The sequence below is a fragment of the Bacillus sp. AFS029533 genome (assembly GCF_002585125.1).
Taxonomy (GTDB): Bacteria; Bacillota; Bacilli; order Bacillales; family Bacillaceae_G; genus Gottfriedia; species Gottfriedia luciferensis_B.
The window spans coordinates 1-4,830 of the sequence record NZ_NUQC01000074.1; the positions used below are offsets into that span (position 1 = coordinate 1).

Sequence of the window (4,830 nt, forward strand, 5' to 3'; positions counted from 1 at the left end):
TTTCCATTACAGGATGCTCGCTTTCCATGGGGCGGGATTCTTTAGCCTCCTCGGCAAGCCTGCGGGGTCTCAGCCTTCCCGCTAATCCCATAGGAGTCGAGCACCCCTTTAGTTCCAATCAACTTATTCATCAAAAAAAGTCTGCAATAAACCCTAATCAAATAGCCTTTACTTAGAGTAACCTAACAATTGAATATTAATAAACTTAATAAGCTTGTATGTCAACTAATATCGAACTTTAATTTAACTAAACAAATGAATTTGTTTTTCTAAAAATTAGCACATAATATTTTTAACTCCTGAAAAAATCATTACTAGTAATGATTGGAATCGTTTGCTCAAATTATTAAGATTTAAAACCATTTATAAATAATCCGAAAAATGATATTTTCAACAAAAATAAGTTCAATTTAATGTCCGTTTTTCCTATTGACAATTTTATATTTCAACACACGGAAAAGGAACTTCAAATTAGATGAAGTTCCTTTTTCTTCTTTATTTATAGTTTTTCTCCATTTGAAGCAATTACGTCTTTGTACCAGAAAAATGATTTTTTCTTTTTTCGTTCTAATGTTCCACTACCGTCGTCATGTTTATCGACATAAATGAAACCATAACGTTTTGAAAACTCACCAGATGATGCACTAACAAGATCAATACAACCCCAGCTAGTATAACCCATCAATTTTACGCCATCTTGAATTGCTTCTCCCATAGCATTAATATGCTCACGTAAATAATCAATTCGATAATAATCATTAATTGTTCCGTCATCTTCAACTTTGTCATATGCACCTAGACCATTTTCAACAACAAATAACGGTACTTGGTAACGGTCATACAATTGATTTAAACTAATTCGTAAACCTACAGGATCAATTTCCCAGCCCCAGTCACTCGCTTTTAGGAAAGGATTTTTAACTCCGCCAATCAGATTTCCTTGTGAGCTTTCTAAGTCAGATTTTTCCTTTTTCTCTGTTCTTGACATATAATAACTGAAACCAATATAGTCAACAGTGCCTTCTTTAATTAATTCTAAATCTCCATCTTGCATTTCAATATTAATATTGTTTTCTTTAAAGAAGCGATTAATAAATGACGGGTATTCGCCACGAACCTGAACGTCTGCACAAAAGTAATTAAAAAAGCGTTCTTCTTCAAGGGCAAACATTACGTTTTTAGGATTCGAATCAAATGAATAAACCGGAGCATATAAAATCATACAGCCAATTTGAGAATTTTGAATAATATCATGACAAGCTTTGACAGCAATACTACTTGCAACAAATTGGTGATGAAACGCCTGAAATGTTGGTTGGTATTTATCTTTTTCTTCTTTAATAGAAAAACCAAGCCCCATAATTGGCATAATTAAACCACTATTAATTTCATTAAAAGTCATCCAATACTTTACTTTGTTTTTATAACGATTAAAGATTGCGTTCACATATCTTTCAAAGAAGGTTACTACTTCTCGATTTCTCCAACCGCCATATTGTTTTACTAGATTTACTGGCATTTCATAGTGTGAAATTGTAACAACTGGTTCAATGCCATATTTGTGTAGCTCATCAAAAACACGGTCATAAAAAGCTAATCCATCTTCATTTGCTTCTAATTCATTTCCATTTGGAAAGATTCTTGTCCAAGCAATTGACATTCGGAAAACTTTAAAACCCATTTCCGCAAATAACGCAATATCTTCTTTATAACGGTGATAGAAGTCGATTCCTTCGTGGTTAGGATAATTATACTTTGATCGATCAATTTCAAAATTAAATCCAGGTGACTGTAAAATGTTCAGTCTTTCCTTTCCTCCTGGAAGAACATCGGCTACATTTAAACCTTTATTTCCTTCATAAAATCCGCCTTCCATTTGATTAGCAGCAGTAGCGCCACCCCATAAAAAATCTTTAGGAAACTTAAACTGATTCATTTTTTTACCTCCTAATTTCTTTTTAGTTGTTTACATAAATCCATATTTTTAATTAATGAGAATATAAACGAATCATAACGTTAACGGAGATGTTAGTAAATAAGTGAATGGAATCTAGTTTCTATTCACAAAAGTAAATAATTGTTTCATGAATGTAACGCTGTGTTTTTTATTTTGTATGTTAAGATAATAAAATAGATTAAATATAAGTAGTAGGCTATAAAAAAGGAGAACTATTTAAAATGTTTTCAAATGATCAAATCGCGTCTTTTAATGAATTAGAGTTATCTTTATATAATTACATTTCACAAAATATGGAAAAGGTCGCATATATGCGTATACGTGAAATTGCAGATGAAACCCATGTTTCAACTTCAACAATTTTACGTTTTTGTAGGAAGCTAAATTGCGAAGGCTTTTCTGAATTTAAAGTAAAGTTAAAAATGTATTTGGAAGAGGAGAAAAGAACCTTCGTAAAAAGCGCTCAACATACGCTAGTAGAATTTTTTGAGAGATATTTAAAAGGGGATTTAGAAGATAAAGTTAAAGAGGCAGCTATTGAAATAAACAAAGCTGAAAATGTGATTTTTATTGGGATAGGTAGTTCAGGTATTCTTGCTGAATATGGTTCGAGGTACTTTTCAAGTTTAGGAAAATTTTCTCTTTATATAAAAGACCCACATTTTCCGATTCATTCTAAATTAACAAAAAATAGTATAGCAATCGCTTTGTCAGTCTCAGGCGAAACAATTTTCACAGTAAATCATCTGAATTTACTTAAACAAGAAGGCTGTAAAATAATTAGTATTACGAACAACAAATTATCAACAATAGCAAAAATTTCTGATCTAAATATTCCCTATTATGTAACAGAAGAGTATTTTGAAGAGGCAAATATTACTACGCAAGTTCCAGTAGTCTATATAATTGAATCAATAGCGCGCGAAATTTATCGAATTAATCAATAAATCAAATGGTCTATGAATATTTTTACTCATTAAAAGAAGGGATTTCTCCGAATGTAAGGAATGTTATTTATTCTGAAAAAAGAATAAAGGAGTATTAATATTTATGAATTTAATCGATCCCACATTACATAAAGATTGGGTAACACCACATTCAAAAATATGGTATGAACAGATAGGCAAATTGTATGGGGAATACACATATCCCTGGAATTCGACAGTTAAAGAGCCGAATGGGGAGTTTATTTTTAATAATGAAGTATTTGAAATGATCAATAACAAAACTGTTTTAGATGTTGGGTGTGGTCATGGAGAATTTACTATTAAATGTAGTGAAATAGCAAAAGAAATTGTAGGATTTGATCTAACAAATGATTTTATAAAAAGTGGAAATGCATCGAAAAAATCAAATATGTCTTTTATTGTTGGCAGCACAAAAAATCGATTACCTTTTGAATCTGAACAGTTTGATTGTGCATATAACCGAAAAGGACCCACATCAGCTTATCAAGAACTTAAAAGAGTAGTAAAAAAAGGAGGCGAGATCCTTGGACTTCATCCTGGTGATGAGTTAGGAACTGAATTGTCTAAATTATTTCCTAATCTTTTTGAATCAATTAATAGTGAGAAACCAATTTTAAAAACGATAAAACAAAGAGTTGAAATAAGTAAGTTTGAAAGTGTAGAAATACAAGTTATTAATAGTTTTGAATTCTTACATACGCCGCTTGATGTTTTAAAACTAAGATGTTTCGGCCAAAAGGAATCACTATTAAATGAGATAATAGAAGAAAACTTAATAGAAGTTAAACGAATATTTGAACAAAATGCAACTAATGAAGGACTACCGATTACTTTTTCGTGTTACATCGTTAGAGCTCAGGTTTAAATTTATTAAAGAGGATAAAAAATATCCTCTTTTTTTTGAGTTTTAAAGTAAAAAAAATTAACAATGTAAAAAATTACCATTCATTATGTAGACATCTCAACTAATCAAAATCTAATGTTAACACATAGATTATATTGGTATGGAAAATGGACAAGAGTTTATTACCAAATCGGTTCTTTAGTTAGAAAAGGTGATAATTTGGGAAAAGACAACAAAGAAAATAAAAAATCTTGTTGCAAAGATTGCAAATGTAAGAAGTGTGAGTGTAAAGAATGTAAGAAATATAAATGTAAGAAATGTAAGGACAGTAAATGTAAGAATTGTAAGAACTGTAAATGTAAAGATTCAAAGGAATGCTACTGTTGTGATAAATGTTGTAGAGGACCTAGAGGTAAAAGAGGTAAAACTGGTCCACAAGGGGCAACTGGAGTAACGGGGGCTGCCGGATCAACTGGTCCTACTGGAGAAAGCGGGGTAACTGGAGCGACGGGAGTAACTGGAACAACAGGCCCAACCGGAGCAATTGGTCCAACTGGATCGACAGGAATAACAGGAGTAACAGGTCCGATGGGTATAATTGGAACAACTGGAGTAACAGGAACAACCGGAGTAACAGGTCCAACCGGAATAACAGGAGTAACTGGAGCAAGAGGTTCAACCGGAACGACGGGGATAACGGGGGCAATGGGAGCAACCGGGACGACAGGGGTAACGGGAGCAACAGGAGCAACCGGAACAATTGGAGTGACAGGAACAACAGGGTCAACGGGAGCCACCGGAGTGACAGGAACGACGGGAGATACAGGAGCAACCGGAATAAGAGGAACAACGGGAACAACAGGGGCAACAGGAACGACAGGAACGACAGGAGCAACCGGGGCAATTGGAGTGACAGGAACAACAGGAGTAACTGGAGCAACCGGAACAATAGGAACGACAGGAGCAACTGGGATAACAGGAGCAACCGGGGCAACTGGAACAACAGGAACGACGGGAACGACAGGATTAACCGGGGCAACCGGAATAACCGGAACAACCGG

General features: G+C 33.9%; 3 protein-coding genes and 1 pseudogene. 3 read left to right on the forward strand and 1 reads right to left on the reverse strand.

Going from position 1 to position 4,830, the window contains the following annotated elements; genetic code table 11:
- Positions 1–499: 499 nt before the first annotated feature.
- Complete coding sequence (locus COE53_RS23430) at positions 500–1,936, reverse strand: glycoside hydrolase family 1 protein (protein WP_098948795.1); 1,437 nt, start codon at positions 1,934–1,936, stop codon at positions 500–502.
- Positions 1,937–2,178: 242 nt separating this feature from the next.
- Between COE53_RS23430 and COE53_RS23435 the strand changes: the two genes are divergently transcribed.
- The 3 genes and pseudogenes from COE53_RS23435 to COE53_RS23445 all read left to right on the forward strand — a co-directional run.
- A complete protein-coding gene (locus tag COE53_RS23435) occupies positions 2,179–2,904 on the forward strand; it encodes a MurR/RpiR family transcriptional regulator (protein ID WP_098948796.1) in 726 nt (241 codons plus the stop codon).
- Between the two features lie 103 nt (positions 2,905–3,007).
- Positions 3,008–3,790 carry a class I SAM-dependent methyltransferase gene (locus COE53_RS23440; protein ID WP_098948797.1) on the forward strand — a complete coding sequence of 261 codons (783 nt, stop codon included), beginning with the start codon at positions 3,008–3,010 and terminating at the stop codon, positions 3,788–3,790.
- Positions 3,791–3,988: 198 nt separating this feature from the next.
- Positions 3,989–4,830 (forward strand): annotated as a pseudogene (locus tag COE53_RS23445) (collagen-like protein); the annotation flags it as partial.